Origin of the sequence: Mycobacterium sp. (assembly GCF_035499775.1) — a bacterium.
GTDB lineage: Bacteria > Actinomycetota > Actinomycetes > Mycobacteriales > Mycobacteriaceae > Mycobacterium.
Genome location: NZ_DATJYB010000106.1, coordinates 1 through 21,921, shown reverse-complemented (window position 1 = coordinate 21,921; position 21,921 = coordinate 1). Strand labels below are relative to the sequence as shown.

18 protein-coding genes are annotated in these 21,921 nt (G+C 66.5%); 12 read left to right on the top strand and 6 right to left on the bottom strand.

Features of this window, described 5'->3' with window-relative positions; translation table 11 throughout:
• The first annotated feature begins 357 nt into the window (after nt 1-357).
• From VML93_RS07420 to VML93_RS07400, 5 genes are read left to right on the top strand one after another with little or no spacing between them, the layout of a single operon-like run.
• A complete protein-coding gene (locus VML93_RS07420) occupies nt 358-906 on the top strand; it encodes a methylated-DNA--[protein]-cysteine S-methyltransferase (RefSeq protein ID WP_325609196.1) in 549 nt (182 codons plus the stop codon).
• 12 nt (nt 907-918) lie between these two features.
• On the top strand, nt 919-1,410 hold the full coding sequence (locus VML93_RS07415) for an RNA polymerase sigma factor (protein WP_325609194.1): 492 nt from the start codon (nt 919-921) through the stop codon (nt 1,408-1,410).
• Nucleotides 1,407-2,015 carry a methylated-DNA--[protein]-cysteine S-methyltransferase gene (locus tag VML93_RS07410; RefSeq protein WP_325609192.1) on the top strand — a complete coding sequence of 203 codons (609 nt, stop codon included), beginning with the start codon at nt 1,407-1,409 and terminating at the stop codon, nt 2,013-2,015. The genes VML93_RS07415 and VML93_RS07410 overlap by 4 nt, the downstream gene beginning before the upstream one ends.
• Nucleotides 2,012-2,728, top strand: a complete 717-nt coding sequence (locus tag VML93_RS07405) for a 2OG-Fe(II) oxygenase (RefSeq protein WP_325609190.1) — start codon at nt 2,012-2,014, stop codon at nt 2,726-2,728. The genes VML93_RS07410 and VML93_RS07405 overlap by 4 nt, the downstream gene beginning before the upstream one ends.
• A complete protein-coding gene (locus VML93_RS07400) occupies nt 2,725-2,991 on the top strand; it encodes an Ada metal-binding domain-containing protein (protein WP_325609188.1) in 267 nt (88 codons plus the stop codon). Before VML93_RS07405 ends, VML93_RS07400 begins: the two co-directional genes overlap by 4 nt.
• Here the strand turns inward: VML93_RS07400 and VML93_RS07395 are convergent.
• Both VML93_RS07395 and VML93_RS07390 read right to left on the bottom strand, forming a co-directional pair.
• Complete coding sequence (locus VML93_RS07395) at nt 2,988-3,314, bottom strand: hypothetical protein (protein WP_325609186.1); 327 nt, start codon at nt 3,312-3,314, stop codon at nt 2,988-2,990. The genes VML93_RS07400 and VML93_RS07395 overlap by 4 nt on opposite strands.
• Nucleotides 3,315-3,348: 34 nt before the next feature.
• Complete coding sequence (locus VML93_RS07390) at nt 3,349-4,791, bottom strand: amidase (RefSeq protein ID WP_325609184.1); 1,443 nt, start codon at nt 4,789-4,791, stop codon at nt 3,349-3,351.
• A 158-nt stretch (nt 4,792-4,949) separates the two neighbouring features.
• Here VML93_RS07390 and VML93_RS07385 point away from each other — a divergent pair, with 158 nt between their 5' ends.
• Nucleotides 4,950-6,263, top strand: a complete 1,314-nt coding sequence (locus tag VML93_RS07385; RefSeq protein ID WP_325609182.1) for a hypothetical protein — start codon at nt 4,950-4,952, stop codon at nt 6,261-6,263.
• Nucleotides 6,264-6,297: 34 nt separating this feature from the next.
• Here VML93_RS07385 and VML93_RS07380 read toward each other — a convergent pair whose 3' ends face one another.
• The 4 genes from VML93_RS07380 to VML93_RS07365 form a co-directional block, all read right to left on the bottom strand.
• Nucleotides 6,298-8,874: an alpha/beta fold hydrolase gene (locus VML93_RS07380; RefSeq protein ID WP_325609180.1), complete on the bottom strand. Its 2,577-nt coding sequence runs from the start codon at nt 8,872-8,874 to the stop codon at nt 6,298-6,300.
• 27 nt (nt 8,875-8,901) lie between these two features.
• Nucleotides 8,902-9,693: an SDR family NAD(P)-dependent oxidoreductase gene (locus VML93_RS07375; RefSeq protein ID WP_325609178.1), complete on the bottom strand. Its 792-nt coding sequence runs from the start codon at nt 9,691-9,693 to the stop codon at nt 8,902-8,904.
• A gap of 132 nt (nt 9,694-9,825) precedes the next feature.
• On the bottom strand, nt 9,826-11,031 hold the full coding sequence (locus tag VML93_RS07370; RefSeq protein WP_325609176.1) for a PucR family transcriptional regulator: 1,206 nt from the start codon (nt 11,029-11,031) through the stop codon (nt 9,826-9,828).
• A gap of 82 nt (nt 11,032-11,113) precedes the next feature.
• The gene (locus VML93_RS07365; RefSeq protein WP_325609174.1) at nt 11,114-11,800 is read right to left on the bottom strand and encodes a rhomboid family intramembrane serine protease; all 687 of its coding nucleotides are present in this window, start codon (nt 11,798-11,800) and stop codon (nt 11,114-11,116) included.
• Between the two features lie 239 nt (nt 11,801-12,039).
• Here VML93_RS07365 and VML93_RS07360 point away from each other — a divergent pair, with 239 nt between their 5' ends.
• The 6 genes from VML93_RS07360 (at nt 12,040) to VML93_RS07335 (ending at nt 21,803) form a co-directional block, all read left to right on the top strand.
• Nucleotides 12,040-13,341, top strand: a complete 1,302-nt coding sequence (locus VML93_RS07360; RefSeq protein WP_325609172.1) for a PucR family transcriptional regulator — start codon at nt 12,040-12,042, stop codon at nt 13,339-13,341.
• 186 nt (nt 13,342-13,527) lie between these two features.
• Nucleotides 13,528-15,102, top strand: a complete 1,575-nt coding sequence (locus VML93_RS07355) for a GMC family oxidoreductase (RefSeq protein WP_325609170.1) — start codon at nt 13,528-13,530, stop codon at nt 15,100-15,102.
• A gap of 28 nt (nt 15,103-15,130) precedes the next feature.
• Nucleotides 15,131-15,934, top strand: coding sequence for a mycofactocin-coupled SDR family oxidoreductase (locus VML93_RS07350; protein WP_325609168.1), 804 nt, complete (start codon nt 15,131-15,133; stop codon nt 15,932-15,934).
• Nucleotides 15,935-16,078: 144 nt separating this feature from the next.
• Nucleotides 16,079-16,345 (top strand): DUF2510 domain-containing protein, encoded by a 267-nt coding sequence (locus VML93_RS07345; RefSeq protein ID WP_325609166.1) that lies wholly within the window; start codon nt 16,079-16,081, stop codon nt 16,343-16,345.
• A gap of 207 nt (nt 16,346-16,552) precedes the next feature.
• Nucleotides 16,553-20,845 carry an AAA family ATPase gene (locus VML93_RS07340; protein WP_325609229.1) on the top strand — a complete coding sequence of 1,431 codons (4,293 nt, stop codon included), beginning with the start codon at nt 16,553-16,555 and terminating at the stop codon, nt 20,843-20,845.
• 94 nt (nt 20,846-20,939) lie between these two features.
• Entirely contained in the window at nt 20,940-21,803 is an 864-nt protein-coding gene (locus tag VML93_RS07335) for a hypothetical protein (RefSeq protein WP_325609164.1), read from the top strand.
• Nucleotides 21,804-21,921 lie beyond the last annotated feature (118 nt).

Sequence of the window (21,921 nt, the reverse complement as noted above, 5' to 3'; positions counted from 1 at the left end):
CGATTCGAATCGGCAACGACACCACGAAGGTGGCGCACGAGATACCGCCGATGCTTTGACACTACTCGCGTCGGGTCCAGAACGAAAGGATTACTCGCGTTGGTCTGAACGCGTATCGGGTTATCGTTGGCGAAATCCGTTCCAACACAGCAAGCTACAGGCAGCGAACTCTCCGCCGCGCCGCATCGGCGCCGTCGGCACAGCTCGACCCGAGCCCCGCCTCAGCGCGCCCCGGACCGGCCGTGATTCGGCTCGAGCCCCGCCGGCTGCGCGAGCAGACGCGATAAGGAACCGGTAGCTCACATAACTGCCTTCTTGAGCGTCTTCCATATGTAAGCACTAGGAAGGGATTCAGCTATGTCAGATCATCCACCCGCGCGCACGTGGCATTCCGCCGTCCCGACGGACCTGGGCGAACTCACGGTGGTACGCGACGCTGACGGGCTACGCGGCATCTACTTTCCTCATCACTGGTACCGGCCGGACCCGGCGGCATTCGGTCCCCGGCGCGACGACGGATTCGACGCGACCACCCAACAGCTGACCGAGTATCTGGCCGGCGAGCGCCGGCAATTCACGCTGCGGCTCAATCCGCATGGCAATTCGTTCCAGATGACGGTGTGGGGGTTGATCGCGCAGATTCCCTATGGCGATACGACGACATACGGAGAACTCGCCACCCAGATCGGCGGCGGATTCACCGCCCAGCAGGTCGGTGCGGCCGTCGGGCGCAACCCGTTGTCGATCGTCGTCCCGTGCCATCGCGTGGTGGGACGGAACGGCAAGCTGACCGGCTACGCCGGCGGTATGGCGCGCAAGCGGCATCTACTGGACCTGGAGCGTGACCACATCAGTCGATCCGACGGGATCCCATTCCAGGGTGTTTTGATCGCCGCTCACGGTTAGCGTCTGCAGAGCGTGGCAGTCAAACAGCCCTTCGAGGCTGTGGTCTTGAACCACGGCCCGACGGTGTTGCGGGTGTGCCGGGCCGTCGTCGGGCCGGTGGACGCCGACGACGCATGGTCGGAGACGTTTCTGTCCGCGCTGAAGGCGTACCCGGATCTTCCCGCCGATGCCAACGTCGAGGCCTGGCTGGTCACCATCGCGCACCGAAAGGCCATCGACATCACCCGCGCGCGGGTACGACGCGCCATCCCGACGGACACCGTGCCGGACGCACCAAGCGCCTCAAACCACGAACGCGACGACGACCTTGCTGAGGCGCTGGATCGGCTACCGAACAAACAAAAGCAAGCGGTGGCCTATCACTACCTCGCCGACCTCCCCTACGCCGACGTCGCCGCGATCCTGGGCTGCAGCACCGCCGCCGCCCGGCGCTCGGCCGCCGACGGCATCGCCGCCCTGAGACGCAGCCGTATCGACACACCTGGGAAAGGAGAAGGCCCGTGAGTGACGACCTCGCGCGCGACCTGGCGCGGATCACCGGCGGCACCGCTGACAAATTGAGCGAGCTGCGGACCCGCCTCACGGCCGGGGCGCAGCGCGACGGCATCCTCGATGTTGCCTACCGAATTGTCGACAGCCCCGTCGGGCCGCTGCTGGTTGCCGCCACCGAACTCGGCCTCGTCCGCGTCGCCTACGCCCGCGAGGGGCACGACTCCGTCCTGCAAAAGCTGGCCGACACGGTCAGCCCCCGCATCCTGCTCGCACCCGCCCGCCTCGATGCTGCCGCTCGGGAGCTCGACGAGTATTTCGCCGGCGCCCGAAGGGATTTCGACTTGGTTCTGGACTGGCGGCTGTCTGCCGGGTTCCGCAACGTCGTGCTGCGGCATCTGCCGGAGATCGGGTACGGGCACACCGCCAGCTACGCCGCGGTGGCGAAACTGGCCGGCAACCCCAAGGCCGTCCGCGCCGTCGGCAGCGCGTGCGCCGCCAACCCGTTGCCGGTTGTGGTGCCGTGCCATCGAGTGATTCGCAGTGACGGAGCGATGGGCGGCTACCTCGGCGGTGTCGAGGCCAAGCGCATCCTGCTCGCGCTCGAGGCCGCGGCATGAGTGCCAACCCGTGGCGCGACCGGGTCCAGGCGACCGACTGGAGCAGCGTCCGCGACGGTCTGGACAGCGTGGGCTGCGCATTGACCGGGCCGCTGCTGTCCGCGACCGAAGCGACTGAGATCGCAGCGCTCTACTCCGACGACGCGCGCTTCCGCGCGACGGTCGACATGGGCCGGTACCGGTTCGGCGCGGGCGAATACCGCTACTTCGGCGAGCCGTACCCCGAGGCCGTCGTGGCTCTCAAACAGGCGCTCTACCCCAAGCTGCTGCCGATCGCCCGCGATTGGTGGACCAAGCTGGGCCGCGAATCGCCGTGGCCCGACAGCCTGGACGACTGGCTGCGGATGTGTCACGCGGCGGGGCAGCGCAAGTCGACGGCAATCCTGCTGAGATATGGCGCCGGCGACTGGAACGCCCTGCACCGAGACCTCTACGGCGAGTGCGTATTTCCATTGCAGGTCGTCGTCAACTTGAACGACCCGGGCGTCGACCACACCGGCGGGGAATTCCTGCTCTACGAGCAGCGCCCACGCGCCCAATCGCGCGGCAGCGCCATGACGATCCCGCACCGGCACGGGCTGGTATTCACCACGCGGGACCGTCCGGTGCCCTCCCGCCGGGGATGGTCCGCGGCCCCGGTCCGGCACGGGGTTTCGACGATTCGGTCCGGTGTTCGGTTCACGCTGGGCCTGGTTTTCCACGACGCAGCATGAGTCCGCCGGCCAGGGTCTACACACTGCTTGACGCCGACGGTCGGCCGTACCCCAGCATCAGGCCAGGCACGCTGGGCGGACACCGCGCGGGCAAGCTGTACTGGCGGCTGGACTGCCACGCCGCCCTGCGGGCCCTCGCCGCCGGCGGCTATGTCGCCAACCGGGTGTTCTTCACCGACGAACAAACCGCCGTCTCGGCGGGCTATCGACCCTGTGCGGTCTGCCTGCCCGCCGCCTACAGACTGTGGAAGTCGTCTGACTAGAGGACCCGCTGCAGTGAATCGCCGAGGTGCCCCAGCCGACCCGGATCGGTTCCGTCGATGCAGGCCGTCAGCCGCACGCAGTCGATTGCCACGACGCAGGTCTGCCCATCGGGATAGTGACGCAGGTGCAAGGCCACCTCGGATTCGCCCTGCCAGTCCGCGGAATCCAGGTGCCAGTAGGGATCTTTCAACGCCAGCAGCACGCGCCCGACGGCCGTGTCGAGGAGTTCGGGCGTCTCGACCCACCGATACGGGCCGGCCTCAAAAGGATCGACACTGACCAGGTAGCGACCGCCGGGCGAACTGGATTTCGCCTCGGGCATCGACGGCTCCTCTCCGGCGGCTCAGTGGCGCGAGCTATGGCAACGACGGGTGATGAGCCAGCCACGGATGAGCCGATTCCAGTTGGGCGGCAACCCTTATCAGGATGTCCTCGCGGCCATAGCCGGCGGCCAGCTGGATGCCGATCGGCAGCCCCTCGGCGTTGCGATGCAACGGCAGGCTGATCGCCGGCTGCCCGCTCATGTTGAACGGCGGTGTGAAGGCGGCGAACTCTCCCCCGCGGCGCATCGGAGCCGTCGGGTGCGCTGGATCATTCTCGAATTCCGCCAGGGCCAAAGGTGGTTCGGAGACCGTCGGCGTGAGCAGCAGGTCCCAGCCGTCGGCCCACCACTGCTGCAGCGCGCGCCGGAACGTGTACACCGCCTCCTGCGCCGCGGCGTAGTCGACGGCGCTCACCTGCTGCGCCCGCTCGATGAGCACCCAGTTCACCGGCTCGATGTCGTCGGCGGTCACCTCCCGCCCGAGCGTCTCGCTGAACGCGCGCGCCGCCATCGCCAACTGCGTCGCCCACAGGGCCATGAACTTGTAGGCCAGCGTCTCATCTGCCAAAGGCGCCGGCCACGCCGGCTCGACGATGTGCCCGAGGCCCTCCAGCGCCGACGCCGCGGCGCGCACGACCGAGACGCAGTCCTCGTGCAGGAAGCCGCCGCGCGGGTGGACATCGAGCAGCCCGATGCGCAACCGGCCCGGGTCGGCGCCGACCTCTTCGGCATACGGTCGCTGCGGCGCCGGGGCGATCACCGAGTCGCCAACCCCGGGACCGCCGACCGCGTCAAGCAAAGCTGCGGTGTCGCGGACCGTGCGGCTGACGCCAAGCTCGACCCCGAGTCCCACTTCGGCGCGCTTCGGCCCGACCGTGATCCGGCCCTGACTCGGCTTGAGCCCCACCAGCCCGCAGCAGGATGCGGGGATACGGATGCTGCCGCCCCCGTCCGAGGCGTTGGCGAACGGAACCATCCCGACGGCCACCGCTGCGGCGGCGCCGCCACTCGACCCACCCGATGTGCGCTCCAGCGCCCACGGGTTGCGGGTCGGTCCCCAGGCCAGCGGCTGCGTGGTCGGCAGGCTGCCCATCTCGGGGCTGTTCGTCCGCCCGGCGATGACCAGCCCGGCCGCTTTGAACCGGGCCACCAACGTGGTGTCGGACGTGTCGATCTTGCCTGCCTCTTTCAGCGCGATGTTGCCGTTCGACAGGGTCTGACCAGCGAAACTCGTGTAGAGGTCCTTGAGCAGAAACGGGACGCCGTGGAACGGTCCGCGGGGCAGCCCGGGATCGGCGGCCACCGAGCGGGCGTGTTCGAACCACTCGATGACCACGGCATTCAGCGACGGATTCCATCGCTCGATCCGCTCGATCGCCGCCTCCAGCAGCTCGGTCGGCTTGACCTCGCCCTCGGCGACCAGCTTCGCTTGGTCTGTGGCGTCCATCCAGCGCGTTTGTTCGGCGAGACCAGTCATGGGTTTCGGTTTACCACGACGTGGGTACTGGGCTCGAACGCCGTTTTCACCAGCCCGTGGCGACACCTCGAGTCGCAGTACGCATCGAACGGCTCTACGCTCGTTGTGCACAGGACTTGGCGGGGGGATCGCTGATTAGTGTGAATAGACGGCCGCGTATGTCCAAACGAAAACTCGCCGCATTCCTGCCGGCGTGTTTAGTCGTCGCCTCTTGTTCGGCGACGAGTGCGCCCCCGCCCGAGGCCAAGACATCCACCTCGAGTCCGCCAACCGCCGCCCGCACGGTTGCCCCGCCGGCTCCCGAAACCAGCCCGCTGGCCAAAGATTGGAAAACCTACGGCGGCACGGTCTACTTCGGCTGCCCCCAAGACTTCTCATCCAGCAAAACGGTGCTCGACGATATCCGTCCCAAGGTATTTGATATCAAGACAGGACAATTCGCATCACCCGCCGTCCCTACGGTGCCGGCCGGCGAGAATATAACCGGCGCCATGTGTGCGCTGTCGAACACGGTCGACGACATGAAGGTTGTCTATCTGGTTACGACGCTCACGCCGGGGCACGCGCCCGAACCCGACGTTACCAAGACGACCGCCTATCTGTTCGATCTCAAATCGAACCAGCCGCTGAAGACACTGGAATTGCTACCACCCACTCCGGACCTGAAGTTGGCGACGACGCAAGAATGGCGGCTCGCCCCGACGGCAGCCGGTGTGGCCTGGGTGAACGCCTTCACCGGCGGGCACGGCACCGCGTCGCCGCCGCGGACCGCTGTTCTTTCCAACACCGACCTCGCAATGGTGTGGAGCGACCCGGAGCCCGCGCATGCATTTCAGGATATTCTTTCATTCCAACGTAATACGACACCCGGTAAGACGTCCGGAGCGGAGCTGCGACTGCCGACGGGCGAACCGATTTACCAGGACAACGATATAAAGAGCGTCGACGCCGAGTTGGTCGACGGCCCGGACAAGCTGGTGAAGATCACCCGGCAGGATTCCGGCAACCCCTCGGCCGCGTCGACGATGTTTTACGATTTGAACACCAAATCTGTCATCAAAGTCGGCGATTCGGACAGAATTTCGGGCAGCGGACTGATGGCGACATTGTCGGACGGAAAATTGTTTGTCGATGCGCGCGCTTCGGATAATTCACAGTTTGGCTTCGGGGTATGGAACCTGCGCACCCGACAATGGGATTTGCTGAAGAACAGAGAGGAAGCGACCAATATGTCGATTTCCAATCTGGCGTTCTTCGGCGACCGCATGTACGTCACCTACTCCGGCGGGTCACTTTCGGTAATCGCCCTGCCCGCCGCAAATCAGATTGCGACGAACTGGTCCGCCCGGCCTTTTGGCCGGATATCCGGATGGACATTGGTATGCCGCGGCGAGCCGCCGGCCGGCGGGGAGTGCAAGGAAATCATCATGGTGCAGGACCAGGACGGCCACTATCCGGGGCCCTGGACGTAAACGCGTCCCCAATCACCGTTCCTCGGATAGCGGATCACACCGCGTGCCGATTCGCGCTGTCGGAGTCTCGGGCCGGATCGGGCATCGACTCGACGAACCAGAAGTCTCCGTCTTTGTCGACGCGGAACAGGTCACCGGTGACCATCCAGGAATCGTCCCGGCGGAAAACACCCCGTAGCGGAATGTCATTGCCGGCGAACACTTTCCCGGATGCGTCGACCAGCAGCTGGCCGACGTCGCCTGGACTTGCGCGCAGCGCGTAGCCGTCTTCTCCGGTGCTGATCTGGCCGTCGTGCATCGCGACGACGCACACCCGCGGCGTTCCGGGTAGCGGCCTTCCCACCGACCCGATCTTGCGGCCGCTCACGTTGCCGAGGATCGCGTCGGATCGCGTGGATGCATACATCTCCAGCACGCTTACATCGCCGAACCGGGCGTTCAGTCGCCGCCACAGGTCAGTGGACATCGCCGAGCCGACAAAGAGGCGGATCGGGTGGCTGTTCCGCTTCTGTTCGGGGGCGTCCACCAGCGGCGCCAGCATGTCGCGGGTGTAGGTCACCACCGTGGCCCGATACCGGCGCACCTCCGACCAGAAGGTGTCGGGATCGAACTCGCGGGCCAGGGCCAGGCGGCAGCCCGACGCGGTCGCCGCAGCGGTCGAGAGCAGCAGGCCGCTCGGATGGTGCAGCGGGCTGTTGGAGTAGAGCGTGTCGCCGCGGCTCAGCGAGCACGCCGACGAGGCCGCCAACGCGGAGGTCGCCCACCGCCCATTGGTGATCAGGTCCGCCCGCGTTTGATTGCCGGTGCCGCGGAACAAGACGAACGCGATGTCGTCGGCGCGCCCGGGATTGGCTCGGTACCAGGCCGGCAGCCGCACCGAGTCGGGGTCAACCCGCTCCAAATCGACTGCGCCAGCTGGGATCTGACGTTCTTCATGGGCGGCACCAAGGATCAGCACGGGCAACGCCGCGGCGACGGCGACGTCGGCGTGCTCGGGATCGGCGACGATCTTGGTGACTTTCGCCAGCCGCACCTCTTCGCGGAGGTCTTCGCCCGGACGGTGCATGACCGCCACCGCGCCAATCCGATTCAGCGCCGCGATGGTGACCAGCGCGCTCGGGCGGGTGTTCATCAGGACACCCACGCGTTCGCCCCTGCGGACACCGGCAGATATCAGTCCGCGGACCACGCTGTCTATGCGCCGCTTGGATTCTGCATGCGTGTATGCCCGATCAGCGAACAGGAACGTGGTCCGTTCGGGTTGCGAGTTCGCCAGGTCGTCCAACAACGCTCCGTAGGAGATCTTGGTGTGCGGTGTCATCGATTCGAGACGCAGCAGGCGAGGCGCCTGAGCCGCAGCCTCGCGGGACAGGCCGACAACGTTGGCCGCGATGCCTTTACCGGTGCGGGTCACGGCTCCCGGCAGCTTCAGCCCGGCCTCGGCGACCATGCCGGCGCCGTAGGTCAGGCTGGCGACGTTGCCGCGGGGTGCGGCATTCTCCGGCGCATCGACGATGGTCAGTTCGTGCACATAGTCGGGTAGCTCGCCGTCGCCGTCGATCCAGCGTGCCCACGCCGCGATTCCGGGCCAGGTCTTCCGTTTCGCGTGGGAGCTGACCGGAAGCCCGAAATGCCCTACCGGCAGGACACATTCGTAGATCTCGGCATTGGGAGCGGCATGACCGACGGCCCGCACCGTTGCGGAGGGCGCCAGAACGTCTGCCTCACCCATGAAGACCAGTACCGGGCAGGTGATGTCGGCGAAACCGACGGTGCGCTCACCGATCACCACGCCGCCCTCGACGAGGCGGTTGTCTTCCATGATTTCCAGCAGCTCCACCAAGGCGGGTCCCGACCAGCTGATCCATGCGCCGCGCTTGAGGAACTTGCGCTGCGGTTCCCGCGGCAGCAGCGACTCCCGGTCGTGCAGCGCGAGCAGGAATTCGATGTCGTTGCGGATGTTGCGTTGCGGGCTGGTCCAGTTGAACATCTGCCGGACGAACCACTTGGGCAGACCGGTCTTGCCGACGATCCTGCTTTCGATGCCGACGAGGTCCCAGAACAACCCCGGCGGGATGACCCGGTCGATGTCCAGCGTTGTCAGCGGGCTGCCCAGCGCCACCACGCTTGCCACAGCCGAGCCGGCCAGATAGGCCGCCGCCGTGTAGCAGAAGATGCCGCCCTGCGAGTAGCCGACCAGGTGCACCTCACGGCCGGTCGTCTGATGTATCTGCTGCGCAGCGTCCACCACCGCCAGGACGTGGTCGCTGAACGTGCGCTCGTTGCCGCCGGGCTCCACGCCCGGGTCACCGAAGTCGATCACCCACGGGTCGAGGCCCTGCGCGCGCAGCATCCTGACCGCGCTGGTGTCCGGCGAAATGTCCCACACCTCAGCGACCTGCGACAGCGGCGGGACGAGCAGCACCGGTGGAAGCGACGGCGCCGAATCGGCGAAGTAGTGCCGCAGCCGATATACGGGTTCGTGCGCGACGACGTCGTGGGGAGCCGGGTTCTGTTCGGTCTTCAGGCCGCCGTACCTGGCCACCTCGATGCCGTTGACGACGGTGGCGAAGATGCGGTCGGCGCTGCCGGCAATCTGGTTGGGGGACATGGTCTTTCTACTCTCGAGTCGGGGCGCTCAGGACAACAGGAATCCGCCGTCGACGACCAGCTCGCTGCCGGTCATGTAGCTGCTGGCATCGGACGCCAGGAAGACCATCGCGGCAGCGAGTTCAGCCGGATCGCCGAAGCGGCCCATGACGAGCCGGTGCCCGACGAGCTCGTGGGGCATCGCGTCGGTCATCTCGGACGGGAAGAAGCCGGGAAGCAGTGCGTTGACCCGAATCCCTTTGCGCCCGGACCACTGTCGTGCGAGCGAGCGGGTGAGCCCGATGAGACCGGCTTTCGACGTCGTGTACGCCGTGGTCGGTGCGTCGATTGTGGTGTGCGCCATGATGCTGGCCACGTTGACGATCGACGAGCCCGGCTCCATGGCGGTCGCGGCGGCCTGCGCCATCGAGAAGCACGCCGTAAGGTTCACCGCGATAACGTTTTCGAATTCGGCCAGCGGCAGGCGCGACGCCGGGGCGTGATCTTCGATACCGGCGTTGTTGATCAGAACGTCGATGCGCCCGAACCTGTCTACCGCCGCGTCGACCACCTTTCGGCAATCGTCGGCGTCGGACACGTCGGCGGTGACCGCGAGTCCAGTGCGACCGGCTTCGGTCACCTTGTCGAGTGTGCCTTGCAGCAAGTGGGCGCGCCGGGCGGCCACCACAACGTCGGCGCCGGCGTCGGCGCATGCCTCGGCGAACGCCACGCCGAGACCGGAGGACGCCCCGGTGATGACAACCACCTTGTTGTCGAGACGGAATCTGTCGGTGAGCGGCCGCTTTTCCCCGGCGGCCGGAACGGCAATTGCACTGGTCATGATGGAGGGGAGCCTTTCGAAGTTTGGGTTGCCTAAGACGGTATGGGCCACGGAAGGTTCGAGCCATGGGTGCAGCGACCAGAGTTCGCGCCGTCTCCTGTGCGCTGCGCACACCTGAGGATCAGGTGTGAATCAGGTCACCTCGCGCAGCACCGCGTCCCCGTACCAGTGGCAGATCGCCAGGGCCAGTTGAACATCCAGGGTGTCCTGGTCCAGCCGCAGACCGTACTGCTCGGTGGCCTGTTGCACGCGTAGATAAATTGTGTTGCGGTGAAACACCATTCGATTCGCCGTGTCGGCGTAGCTGCGGTTCGTGGCGAGAAAGATCCGCATGGTTTCGCGCAGTAGTTGGCACCGTGGATCGGTGCTGGCCAGCCCGCCCAGCGTCGCGGCGACGAACGCCGACAATGCCGATGGGTCATCGGACAGCAGCGCGACCGGTGCGATGTCGTCGAAGCTCACAACCCTCGGCGAGTGCGGCGCCGACAGGGCGAGCTTCTTGACCCGGGCCGCGGTGTGAGCCGCAGCACGAAAGCCGTCCAGACCCTCACCGGGGCGGCCGATGGCGAGGCGGAGCCCGGTCCGGTTCAGTTTCTTGTCAAGCTGCTCGGTGTCGATCGCGCCGATCGTGTGGACCCGCAGCCACACCCGCTGCTGCAGTTCGCCGGCGGCGACCAGCACCTCCTCGATGGCGGGCACGGCCCGCCGCAGCACCGGTAGCAGCCGGCTCAGCGCTTCGGGCGCGTCAGCGGTCCACGCCTCGACTGCCACGTGCTTGCCGGTAACCCGGTACCCCAGCGCCGATTCGGCCTGCGCGACGTCCGGGTTGGGCTCGTTGAGCAACCGGGTGATCCACTGTTGGCGGACGGCCTCCTCGTCGCGGGCGCGTCTCGCCGACTCTTCCTGGTAGATAACCGCGATCTGCTCGGTCAATTGGTCGTGCAGTACGTTGCTGACATTGATCGCTTCGATCAGGGTGGCCGCCGTCTCCGCCGCCGACATCGCCGGCAGTTCGGCGAAACATGCGTTGAGCAAGCGCATTTGGCCGAAGCGATACGCGCGCAGGATCGCCGCTAGCGGAATGCCATGTTGCGCTGCCCGTTGCGCGTAAGCCACCGCGCTGCCCGGCGGCGCGACGGTGTTCGGGTCGATACCGTTGGAGAGCACGTCGACAACAAGCACCACATTCTCGGTCGCGCTCGCGGTCAGCAGTCGCCGAGTGGAATGGTCATCGAGGGCAGGCACTTCGTGGGCGAGTTCGGCGAGCGTGGTCGCAATGAATTTGTCGCGAGTGCGGTTGAACGCCTCGGCCATCCGCGCGAGCGCCTGGGTGCTCATTCGGTCTCCCTCGAATAGCGCTCAGGGTACTCGCGGTTGTGCGCGGCGCACAGGCTGTCACGAGATCCTGTGCCGGCCCGGGTCACTCCTGCTGAGCCGCGACTCGTCCGGTCGAGCTGAGGACCCACGCGATCGCGACACCGAACAGGAATCCGCCGACGTGGGCGAAGAATGCGACGCCACTGCCACCGTTGGCCGACGGGTGTATCAGCGAGGCGTTGCCCTCGAAGAATTGGAGCAGGAACCAGCCGCCGAGGTAGACCCACGCCGGGATTTCGATCGGGAACCACCCCACCACGGTGAGAACATGCGACCTCGGATAGAGGACGAAGTAGGCGCCCAGCACCGCGGCGATCGCCCCGCTGGCGCCCAACGTCGGAACCTGCGCGTCGGATGTCGTGCCGAAGAGCAGGGTCATCGCCGTTTGCAGCATGTCGGCCGCGAATCCACCGACGAAGTAGAAAAGCAGATAGCCGACCCGCCCGAACGCGTCCTCGACGTTCTTGCCGAAGATCGCCAGGAAGAGCATGTTGCCCAGGATGTGATCCCAGCCGCCGTGCATGAACATGGCCGTGATCCAGCCGACCCCCCAGGGCAGCCCCAGGTGGCAGGTGCCGTTGACGTCGCACGGGTAGAACGAGCCCTGGTTGACCGCCGCATCCCCGTTCGGCAGCTCGTAGAACAGGAAGACCGCGAAGTTGGCGACGATCAGCGCGACGTTGACGACCGGAAATCGGCGGGCCGTGATGCCGTCCGACAAAGGGATCATAGGGAGCCGCCTCCGGCTGTTGTCACCAATCGAAACGGCGCACATTGACGCCCTCGTCAAGACGCCGTTCCTGGTTTTTGCTGTTCTGCCAGCCCACATCTTCGGTGTTGGGCGGCGGACGGTCAATGTTCGGCGAGCCACGATTTGTCGGTGCCAATTGGTGCCGGCCACCTTGCACCAGGACCGGTGATCCACCAATCGGTATCCCGGACGCGGCGAAGGAATATATCGTCAAAGGGGTGACGGCACTTCGTCGCGACGCTAAATCCGATGCCGATTTGGACCCGGAATTCGACAGCGCCGGCTGCATCACCGAGATTGCTACTCGGATGAGCGAGCGCCTGCCCGAATTGGCTTCGGACGTCATGCTTTACATCCAGGACGCCATGCCGCAGCTAGCCGCGGACGCCCTCACGGCGGAGCTGTTCCGGGCGAGCGCCGAAGGCAACATCGGCACCGTGCTGAGGGCTCTGCGCCACCATATTGCGGTGGAAAGTGTCGAGGCGCCAAGCGCCGCGCTGGAACACGCCCGGCGGCTGGCACGACAAGATGTCACGGTGAACGCGCTGGTGCGCTCCTACCGCCTCGGGCAGAGCCGCGTGAGCGAACACGTTTTCGACACCGTTGGGATGACCGATATGCCGTCAGCGGCCCGGGTTGTCGTCTTGCAGCAATTCACCGCCACTCTCTTTGCCTACGTCGACCGGATATCGCAACAGGTCATTGCCGCGTACGAGGAGGAGCGGGAGCGTTGGCTCGAGGGCCAGAACAGCATTCGCGCCGTTCGAGTCCGGGAACTGCTGGCCGCAAAGAAGGTCATCGACGTCGACGCCGCAACAGCGTCGATTCGCTACCCGCTTCGCTGGCACCACCTTGCACTACTCGTCTGGTATCCCGATGCGCAGGCAGACGGCGACGAACTACCGCGCTTGCAGCGCTTCCTTGCCGAACTTGGGCAAGCCGCGGGCGCGGCGGCGAGTCCCCTGTTCGTTGCCGAGAACCGAATGACCGGATGGGGCTGGTTGCCGTATAAATCGCCCCCGAGCGATGCGGTGCAGAAGATTCGTGCCTTCGCGTCGGCGCGTTCTGACTGTCCCAACATCGGTATCGGGACGACAGCGGCGGGCATCGACGGTTTCCGCCGTTCCCATGACCAGGCGCAGCTGGCGCGTTCGGTCGCGCTCGCCTGTAGCGAGCCCGGTCCTACCGTCCTCGCCGCCGGCGACCCGGGAGTGTCGATGGCCGCGTTGTTGACCGGAGACATCGGCAAAGCGCGCGACTGGGTTGCCGACATACTCGGAGATCTGGCCGGCGACAACGAGAACGACGCGCGGCTGCGGGAGACACTGCGGGTGTTCCTGCGGTGCGGGTCCAGTTACAAACTGGCCGCCGAGGAACTCACCCTGCACTTCAACACGGTGAGATACCGTGTCGGCCGGGCTGTTGCCAGACGTGGCCGCCCGATTGACGACGATCGGCTCGACGTCGAAATGGCGCTACTGCTGTGCCAGTGGTACGGCAAGTCCGTCCTGAACATCTGAGATCGACCGAAAGTTCTTGCAGCACTGACGGATTGAGCACACGGGTCCGGGCGCTCGCGAACCCGATCCGCTGCGGAGATGGCGCGGAGATACCAACTCCCGGCGAAGTCTTGTATCCCCGATACGAAGCGCCGCCGGCTACCGGATGCGACCGTTACGGCACGCTGAAACGGAGAGGAACTAGCGATGAGTTCATACCATTACATCGTGGTCGGCGCGGGCTCTGCGGGAGCCGTCGTCGCCAACCGACTGTCCGAGGACGCCTCCGTTCGCGTCCTGCTCATCGAAGCCGGCGGCTCACACAGGCACCTCAACGTGCAGATGCCGGCGGCGTTCCCGAAGCAGTTCAAGACAGCACTGGACTGGGAGCTCTACACCGAGCCGGAGCCGTTTCTGGAGGGCCGCTCGCTGTACCACCCGCGTGCCAAGATGCTGGGTGGCTGTAGCGCGATGAACGCGATGATCTACATCCGCGGCAACCGGGCCGACTTCGACTCCTGGGCCAAGGACGGGGCCACCGGATGGTCTTACGACGAGGTGTTGCCGCTGTTTCGCCGATCGGAGACCAACTCGCGCGGCGAGAGCACCTACCACGGTGGCTCGGGACCGCTGCACATCGAGGACCCTCGTTCGCCGAACGATCTGAGCCGCTCGATAGTCGACGCGTTGGTTGCCACCGGCGTCGAGCGCAATGACGACTTCAACGGCGCAGAGCAGCTCGGGGCCGGTCTATACCAAGTCAGTCAGCGGCGTGGCCGCCGTTGGACGACCGCCGACGGCTTCGTGACGCCTGCCCGCAGGCGGCCCAACTTCACCGTTCTAACCGACACGCATGTCCTCGGGGTCCGGATCTCGAAGGGACGCGCGGTCGGTGTCGACGTCGAGCGGAACGGTAACCGCGAGTTCTTGCGCGCCGAACGGGAGGTCGTTCTGTCGGCGGGTGCGTTGAACACACCGCAACTGCTGATGCTGTCCGGCATCGGGCCGGCCGAGCATCTGGCCGAGCACCAGATCGCCGCGATCGTCGACAACCCCCACGTCGGTGGGCACCTGATGGACCACCCGCTCTACACGATGAACTTCGAGACAGCCGCGCGTGGGACCCTTGACGACGCCCAGTCGCCACGGCAGATGCTCGACTACTTCGTCCGCAGCCGGGGGTTGCTCACCTCCAACATCGCCGAGGCAGGCGCGTTCTTCCACACCCGCACCGGCGACGCCGCACCGTCGATGCAGCTGATCGGTGCGCCGGGCTATTTCCAAAACCACGGGCAGAGCACCCACAACCACGCGGCCTACACATTTGCGCTCTCTCTGGTCGGTTCGCTCAGCGAAGGCGCCGTGCGGCTGCGCAGCGCCGACCCGAAAGCCCAAGTCGCCACGACGTACAACTACTTCTCCGAGCGCGCCGACATGGACGCCATGGTGGACGCCATCGAGCGGATGCGCGAGGTTGCGGGAGCGGCGCCGCTGCGGGGCCTCACCGGTCGCGAGATTCATCCTGGCGAGTCCGCCCGCAGTCGTGCCCAGATCGCGCAGCAGGTCCGGCGCGAGGTAGAGCACACCTATCACCCGTCGTGCACCGCCCGGATCGGCTCGGAGGCGGACGGCGTCGTCGACCCCGAGCTTCGGGTGTACGGCGTGGACGGTCTTCGGGTAGCCGACGCGAGCGTGTTTCCGGTGATCCCGCACGGCAACACCCACGCCCCCGCCGTCATGGTGGGCGAGAAGGCGGCCGACCTCATCCGCGAAACCCATTGACCCACACCCTCGACTAACGTGGCCGGCTATGGGTGCGTTGGACGGACGCGTCGCCTTGATCACCGGAGGTGCTCGAGGCCAGGGACGCGCACATGCATTGGCATTGGCGGCCGAGGGCGCCGACATCGTCGCGGCCGACGCGCCCGGACCGATGACGGATCTGACCTACCCGCTCGGTACCGAGGACGACCTACGGGAGACCGCCAAGCTCGTCGAGGAGCTGGGTCGGCGCTGCCTGCCGCTGGCGGTCGACGTGCGCGACCCGGCGCAGGTCGGCGCCGCGGTCGAGCAGACGGTGAAAGACCTGGGCAGCCTCGACGTCGTCGTGGCCAACGCCGGCATCGTCAGCACCGGACCGCTGGAGGAGGTCAGCGATCAGGTTTGGCGGCAGTTGGTGGACACCAACCTCAGCGGCGTGTTTCACACCCTGCGGGCGGCCATACCGGTGATGCGGCGGCAGCGCTTCGGCCGGATCGTGGTGACCTCCTCGATGGGCGGTCGGATGGGCATCCCGGATCTGGCCGCCTACAACGCCACCAAATGGGGGATCATCGGGCTGGCCAAGTCGGTGGCCCTGGAAGTCGCCAAAGAGGGCGTCACCGTCAACGTCATCTGTCCGACCACCACACAGACGCCGATGGTGCAGCCCACCGGCGGTGACGACATTCCCGACGACCTGGTGCGGCGCATGATGCGGGCCAACCCGATACCTCAACCGTGGCTGCAACCCGAGGACGTCAGCCGCGGAGTCGTCTACCTGGTCACCGATCCCGGGGTCATCACCGGCAGTGTGCTCGAGGTCGGCCTCGGCGGTAGCGCCCGCATCCACTGACGGCCAACCGTCGGAGGCGTCGGCCAGCAAACGCCGACAGTCCCTATTCACGCGCCTGTTGACGGGAAACGACGCCGGCGTCAGGATCATGGCTATCGGTTCCGTCGGGAGGACAGGCCGCTTTCGAAGCACGGAGGTCACGTGATGCTGCTGGCGAGGGGGTGGCATGGCGGCCACGGCGGTGGCGGCAATTTCAGCTGGTGGAGTCTGCTTCTCCTGGTCGGCGTCATGGTGGTCTTGCTTTACCTGGCGCGCAGAAGACGGCAGCGGGCTTCGCGGTTCGGGCAGGATTCGGCCGGCTCCTGGCCGGAAACCGGTATGGCGCCCGGCTGGTATCCGGATCAAAACGACGCGACGTTGATGCGGTACTTCGACGGCCAGACCTGGACATCGCAAACGCGCCGTAACTAGTCAAGCGCCGCCAACCTCCGTAGTTGCTGAGAAACTGCGGCGAACGCGCACGTCTGCCCTCCCGCGCCACCAACGGTCACTACGATGGGTCGACAGTTCCGGCAGAGGGGAACTCGGCTTGCAGATGCGCTCCACATTGCGCTCCCCTTGCAGCGCCGTCCGGCCGACGGCGCCCACCGTGGTGTGCTCGGCGCCGTGACCGCTCCGGTGCTCGACTTCGACGGCCGTGTGGTCGACCGACGGCAGCAGCTGACCGAACTCCGAGCCGCAGTGGACGCGGCGGGCCGCACCGGCGGAGGATGCATCCTGCTCAGCGGGGTGTCGGGAGTTGGCAAGTCGACGCTCATTCAGGCCTTCGGGGCCGAGGTGTCCGGGCGCGACTGCGTGTTCGCCTACGGGAGGTCCAGGGACGGCGCGCCCGCACCGTACTCGGCGTTGGGCGATGCGCTCAGCTCGCTGGTCCGCACCATGGAGGCCACCGGACCCGCTGAACGCGATCGTTGGCGTGCGGACCTCGTCGCCGAGACGTCGTCGCTGTCCGGCCTCCTCGGCGAGCTCGTGCCCGACCTGGCGCGCGTGCTCGGCGAGACGTCGCAGGTGGCGGACCTCGATGCGGCGGATGCTCGGCGACGGCTGCACCATGCCGTCATCCGGTTGCTGTCTGATACCGCGTCCTATCGGCCGGTGGTGCTGGCGATCGACGACCTACAGTGGGCTGATCGAGACACGCTGCTGTTCTTGTCCGAGCTGTTGACGGTATCGCTGCGCAACGTATTGGTCCTCGGTGCGCATCGCGCGGGCGAATTCGACCCGGGCTCAGCCGGACTCACGTCCGAGGGCCTGCGCAACATCGAGCTCGGGCCGCTGGCCCGCGAGGACGTCGAGGAACTGCTCGCCGCGGTGGCCGGCCGGGGCCTGGAGCTGGGCGACGTGGCCGCCGAATTCCACCACCGAACCGGTGGCAATCCGCTGCAGGTCCGTCAGCTGCTTTACCGTGCCCAGCGGGAAGGCGCGCTCATCCCGGTCGGCCCGGGTGGACGCCCCAGTTGGGACCTGCGCGTCCTCGCGTCGATCGAGGTCACGGCAACCACCGCGGAGTTCCTCGGCCACTACCTCGACCAGTTGCGTCCCGACCACCGGGCGGTGCTGAGTTCGCTGTCGTGCATCGGTGGCGAGTTCGACCTGGACGACGCCACGGCCGCGGCCGCGCAGCCGCCCGACGTGGTGGCCCAGGCGCTCTGGGCGTGCCTCGAGCTTCGTCTGCTCGAAGCCGTCGACAGCGGCGGCCGGCGGATCGCCAACGCGATCAGTCGCGACGCCCGGTACCGCTTCAGCCACGACCGGGTGGCCGAGGTGGCGCGGGGCTACCTGGCTGACGGCGCCAAGCGCGAGACACACCTGCGGATCGGTCGGCGGCTGGTCGAGCAGGGAGACGACCGGTTGTTCGAGGCCGCGCGCCATGTCGGCACCGGCGGACGTGGGCTCGCTGACGAAGCGGAGCGCATCCGGTTCGTCGAGGTGCTGCGGCGGGCGGCGCGGAAGGCCAGGGCGCGGGCCTCGTTCCCGTTGGCGCTCGACCACTGCCGAAACGCTCTGGACCTGCTCGGCGAGCAGCGTTGGTCCACTCAATTCCCGATGACCCGGGAGCTGCAACTCGACGCCGCGGATGCCGCACTGGTGGTGGGTGACGTAGCCGCGCTATATGCGCTGCTCGACGAAGCAGACGAGACCCTGCACGAGCCCGCGGACCGCGCGCGACTCGCTTACCTACGGCTCAAGGGGCGAGTCGCACAGGGCCGTCTCCAGGAGGCGATGGACATCGGGCTGCTCGCGCTCGACGAGCTCGGTGAAAGGCTGCCGATTGCCGCGGGCAAGCCTCGGATGGGCAACGCGATCGTCCGGATGCGGCTGACCATGCGCCGCTGGAGCACCGAGCGGCTGCTGCGCCTGCCGCACTCCGATGACCTGCGCGTCATCGAGATCCACCGGATTCTTGTCGAACTGCGCAACTTGTCGTACCAAGTGCGCCCCAACCTCTTTCCCCTGTTGGTACGAAAGCAACTCGACCTCACGCTGACCCACGGCCACACACCGTCGTCGCCGCTGGTACTCGCCGGTTACGGGCTGCTGCTCGTCATGCTCGGCGATCATGAGGGCAGCCAGCGCTTCGGAGAGGCCGCCATGCTGCTCACCGAGCGCGCGGAGTGCCGGGAGGCCCGGCCGGAGACGGTGTTCATGCACCTCAACTTCATCCGCCACTGGCGGCATCCCCTCCGCGACGGGCTGAGCCAACTGCGTGACGCCGTCGAGGAGGCCCTCAACCAGGGCGACCAGGAGTACGCCGGATTCCTGGTCGCTGTCCTGCTCGCCCAGTCACTCTGGGTCGGCCGCCCGGTCGCAGAGGTCGACGCCCTCGCCAGCGCCCTCATCCCCTACATCCGTTCCCAGCCCGTGCCCAGCACTCTGTGCCGGGGCACGCATCAGTATTGCCTCAACCTGATGGGCCGCAGCTCGAACCCCTTGCTCCTGGCCGGCGAGAGCGGATATGACGAGCGCGACGTGCTGCCGGCGGCCCGTCGCCAGGGCGACGAGGTGGCCCTGAGCGCAGCAGCTGCCGGGAAGCAGGGCCTGCACTTCTGGTGCGGCGACTACGCCGGGGCATTCGCCGCCACGCCGGAGACGATCGAGCACATCGGCGGTATGGCCGGCAGCATCGTCTCACAACTCATCTACATGATGGGTGCCCTCAGCATGATGCGGTGCGCACCGCGGGACCGCTCGACCGTCCGCTTCGTGCACCAGACGCTGGCATTGCATCGCAAGTGGGCGGCGGGCGCACCGGAAAACTACGCGGCACCACACGCATTGATCCAGGGTGCGTGGGCGCGAGCGCGCGAGCAACACGCCAAGGCGGAGCGCTACCTGCACCGGGCGATCGAACTCGCCGAGGAAAGCCAGCTCGGGATGATCAGTGCGTTTGCCCACGAGGAGGCCGCCGCGCTCTATGCCGACACCGGGCGCGCGACACTTCGCGAACACATGCTCCGGTCGGCGTACCAGCGCTGGCTGAATTTGGGTGTGGCGGTGCGCACGGACTGGCTGGCGAAGGAAAACCCCTGGCTACTCCGACGCGACCTGAAGGCGGGTTCGGCTGGGATCGACCCGGTCGGCGCACATCAGTTCCTGCGAGCGCTCTCGGGGGCTCCGGACCAGGAAGGCTTGGCCAACATCATTCTGGGCTCGGTCGCGGACACCGTGGGAGCCGGTCGCGTCCTGCTCCTGACCGGCGAGGCGGAGAGTCTGTCGGTCCGGGCCATCCAGGATCATGGCCGCATTTCCATTGTGGAGGGGCCGTGGACAGAAGTGGCCTATGACAGGGATATCGTGCGTCGCGTGCTGGACGGTGGCGCGTCGGTCGTCGTCGCCGCAACGCATCAGGCGCCGTCCATCCTGGCCGTTCCGATCAGGGTGCAGGACAAGACAATCGGCGTGATCTACGCCGAGCAGGACAAGTCCGGCCGCAACTTCGGCGCCGACCACGAGGAGGCCGTCGCCTTCCTGTGCGCCCAGGCCGCCGCGCCGCTGTGGAACTTCCAGCTCGAGGCACGCCTACGGGCCGCCGACGAGCACCGACAGTCCCTGATGGACGTGCAATCGAGATTCGTGCCCAACGAACTGCTGCGCATCCTCGACATCGACGATCTTCGCCGGGTCCGCAGCGGCTACCGGGTCGAACGGAAGATGACGGTGCTCATCAGCGATATCCGCGGCTACACGACCATGCTCGAGGACATGAACGTCGCTGAGGCGAGCAACTTGGCGATGGGCTTTCTGCGGGCAGTCGAACTCCCGATCATCAGCTACAACGGCATAATTCAGGACGTACGCGGCGACGAGATCGTCGGCGTCTTCGAATCGGAGCCGGACGCCGTTCGGGCCGGATCTGCCATGCTGCGCTCCTTGCGCGAGCACAACCGGGAGCGGATGGCGGCAGGCTCCGAGGAACTGCGGGCCGGAATCGGCATCAACACCGGTGCCGTCGGGGTTGGGCTCGTGGGTGGGGTGAACCGCATGGTACTCACCGTGATTGGCGATGCGGTGAACCTGGCCGCGCGCATCGAGAGCACCAACAAGCGCTACGGCTCCGCTTTGCTGATCTCCGATGCGACCTATGCCGGCCTTGTTGATACCGAGCAGTTCGACGTGCGTCGAATGGAGCGGGTCATGGTGGTCAACCGGCGCCGCCCGGTGACGATTTACGAAGTCTACAACGAGGATTCGGCTCCAGTCCGCGCCGCGAAGCGCTCCGCACAGCCGGCCTTCGACGAGGCCTTCGCGCTGTTCGACGCCGGCGACGTCGACCAGGCACGCGCCGCCTTCGAACGGTGCCGCCAGTTGCTGCCCGACGACCCCGTCGCACCACTGCACCTGGCGCACTGCGACGCGGTGGCTCGCGGCGAGATGTCCCCCGGTCAGGAGGTAGTGCTGCTGCATAAGTAGTGCACTACTCGAGTTTGGAAAAACTACGGCGAAGGGGGGCGCGCACGTTGATCTTGTCTGCCATGATTTGACCGACATTTGAGGAGTCACAGCCATGTATCTGAGTGCAGAGCGGTTGGCCCTCGCCAACCGGAAGGTTAAAGAGACCTTCGAGCAGACCAGCGTTGCCTGGCAAGCCATCCCACACTGGGAGACCGGCGACCCCAGTCGGACGGAGGTACCCAACGACAGCTTGACCGACCCGGAGTTCGTGAACCTCGAACCGAAGACTGTCGAGGTCTTCGTGACTCTGGCCGAGGCGATCTCGCCGATGCCCGACGCCGTGCTGGCGAAGGTGATCGAAGGTACCGTCAAACTCGCGGCGCAAGTCGACAATGCCGTAGTCCCGGCGCTAGCTGCAGCAACTGAGAAGAAGATCCCTGCGACCCCGGAGTTCGAGGATCTCCTGGATGCGCTCATCGAAGCCCGGGCGGCTGTCGAGAAGCACGGCTACCGTGCTCCGTCGTGTCTCCTCACCAACACCGAGGGGCTCAAGAACGTCAGCGGATTGATCAGCGGGACCGCCAGCCCGGGCACCGCGGTGCTGTTGCCCGCAGCGAATATCAACTCGCTGCACCGGGTGGAGAAGCTGATATCTGGAGACGACGTCTGGGGGTGGCTGCTCGGACGGCGCCGGCGAATCGCGCACGGAGGCGCGGCAGAAGCGTCACCGGGTGAAGAGGCGGTGGACCTTGCGGTCAGCATCCCGCCCAGCCTGGAGGTCGTCGGCGAACAGGTCGTCGGCGAACAGAAAAACAAGATCAAACTCCTGGTCCGCATCAGCTATGCGACACGGGTCAAGGATAAAGGCGGGCTCGTCCTTCTCCGCAAAGAACAGACTCCTGCTACCGGAACTACAAGTCCTGCTGCCGGGACTAGAAGAAAGGCTCGTTCTGCCCGCGCCACCAGCACTACATGACTTCCACCCTGCCTGACGCGCGCTCGGTGCCGACCGTGCCGAACCCGCTCGAGGACTATCTCGCCTTGTGCAAGGACGCGTGCGACGGCGAGATCAAACGGCTCTACGGTCCCGGCCA

Coding starts and splice junctions, on each gene's coding strand:
- VML93_RS07420 (WP_325609196.1), top strand. CDS start 358: ATGTCAGATCATCCACCCGCGCGCACGTGGCATTCCGCCGTCCCGACG.
- VML93_RS07405 (WP_325609190.1), top strand. CDS start 2,012: ATGAGTGCCAACCCGTGGCGCGACCGGGTCCAGGCGACCGACTGGAGC.
- VML93_RS07400 (WP_325609188.1), top strand. CDS start 2,725: ATGAGTCCGCCGGCCAGGGTCTACACACTGCTTGACGCCGACGGTCGG.
- VML93_RS07395 (WP_325609186.1), bottom strand. CDS start 3,314: ATGCCCGAGGCGAAATCCAGTTCGCCCGGCGGTCGCTACCTGGTCAGT.
- VML93_RS07390 (WP_325609184.1), bottom strand. CDS start 4,791: ATGACTGGTCTCGCCGAACAAACGCGCTGGATGGACGCCACAGACCAA.
- VML93_RS07385 (WP_325609182.1), top strand. CDS start 4,950: ATGTCCAAACGAAAACTCGCCGCATTCCTGCCGGCGTGTTTAGTCGTC.
- VML93_RS07380 (WP_325609180.1), bottom strand. CDS start 8,874: ATGTCCCCCAACCAGATTGCCGGCAGCGCCGACCGCATCTTCGCCACC.
- VML93_RS07375 (WP_325609178.1), bottom strand. CDS start 9,693: ATGACCAGTGCAATTGCCGTTCCGGCCGCCGGGGAAAAGCGGCCGCTC.
- VML93_RS07370 (WP_325609176.1), bottom strand. CDS start 11,031: ATGAGCACCCAGGCGCTCGCGCGGATGGCCGAGGCGTTCAACCGCACT.
- VML93_RS07365 (WP_325609174.1), bottom strand. CDS start 11,800: ATGATCCCTTTGTCGGACGGCATCACGGCCCGCCGATTTCCGGTCGTC.
- VML93_RS07355 (WP_325609170.1), top strand. CDS start 13,528: ATGAGTTCATACCATTACATCGTGGTCGGCGCGGGCTCTGCGGGAGCC.
- VML93_RS07350 (WP_325609168.1), top strand. CDS start 15,131: ATGGGTGCGTTGGACGGACGCGTCGCCTTGATCACCGGAGGTGCTCGA.
- VML93_RS07345 (WP_325609166.1), top strand. CDS start 16,079: ATGCTGCTGGCGAGGGGGTGGCATGGCGGCCACGGCGGTGGCGGCAAT.
- VML93_RS07335 (WP_325609164.1), top strand. CDS start 20,940: ATGTATCTGAGTGCAGAGCGGTTGGCCCTCGCCAACCGGAAGGTTAAA.